Raw genomic sequence first — 956 nt, 5'->3', positions numbered from 1 at the left:
CGCGCGATGTACCATTCGCCGTCGTTCGTGCAGACTTCCCGCTCGGTCGTCTTGAGCGACTCGAACGCCGCTGTTGCGTCTGCCGCCAGTTCTGGATAATTCAGGCGATGGGTGAGATCCAGCAGCGGACGGCCCACGTCTGTCGCGATCAGCTTGAAGATGCCAACCGCAGGTTCGGTGAAACGCTTGATGCGCATCTGCCGGTCCACGAAGATGGTCGCGATCCCCGTCGAAGCGATCAGGTTCTGCAGGTCGTCCTTGGCCTTGGCCTCATCCTCCACCTTCGATTGCAATTCCGCGTTGACGGTGACCAGTTCCTCATTGACGGACTGCAGTTCCTCCTTGCTGGTTTCGAGCTCTTCCGTCGCTGAGCGGAGTTCTTCGTTGATGGCCTGCAACTCTTCGTTGGACGCCTTCAGTTCCTCCGTCGACACGTTCGCCTGTTCGATGTTGGACTGCAGGAGCTCCTTTGAGCGACGCAGTTCGCTTTCCAGGTGGGCGATGAGGGGATTGTGGTCCGCCTGACGGCTGGCTCCCCGCAACTCGGCGCTTTCCTTGACCACGATCTCATCGAAGAAAACGGCCATCACGTCGCCGTCCGCCACGTCGTCATGAAACGGATGCACCGTCATCCTGACGTACGAATTTGCGTCGCCTTGCGGGAAACGGACGTTTTCCGCATGGATACTCTTGCCGGTTTGCAGCGCCTGAAAAATGGCGGTTCGGAGTTCGAGACGCAACTCGGGATTGATCACCGTCAGCAGGTTGTGCGATGGCTCGCCGGCCACATAGCGCAAAAAAGGGCCCGCATGCTCGGAAATATGGAGGATCTCGGCTTCCCGGTCGATCAGGATGCTCGGCGGTGCGTAGTGCTCGATCAGCCGCTGATGCAGATTCGCGAACGAAAAGCTGGAGGGACGCGACGCCGGACGGACAACTTCCGCTGGCAACGGCTG

General features: G+C 59.5%; 1 protein-coding gene and 1 pseudogene. Both read right to left on the bottom strand.

The features are described 5' to 3' along the window. Nucleotides 1–632: PAS domain-containing protein (locus tag SB822_RS54680; protein ID WP_410858795.1), on the bottom strand; the 632-nt coding region annotated here is incomplete at its 3' end. A 36-nt stretch (nt 633–668) separates the two neighbouring features. Next, a pseudogene (locus SB822_RS54675) lies at nt 669–950 on the bottom strand (hypothetical protein); the annotation flags it as partial. Between the last annotated feature and the right edge of the window lie 6 nt (nt 951–956).

The sequence above is a fragment of the Paraburkholderia sp. SIMBA_054 genome (genome assembly GCF_046534875.1).
In the GTDB taxonomy this organism is placed as follows: Bacteria; Pseudomonadota; Gammaproteobacteria; order Burkholderiales; family Burkholderiaceae; genus Paraburkholderia; species Paraburkholderia hospita.
Note: the sequence above shows the minus strand (reverse complement) of the source record. Positions and strands in the feature narration are given on the sequence as shown.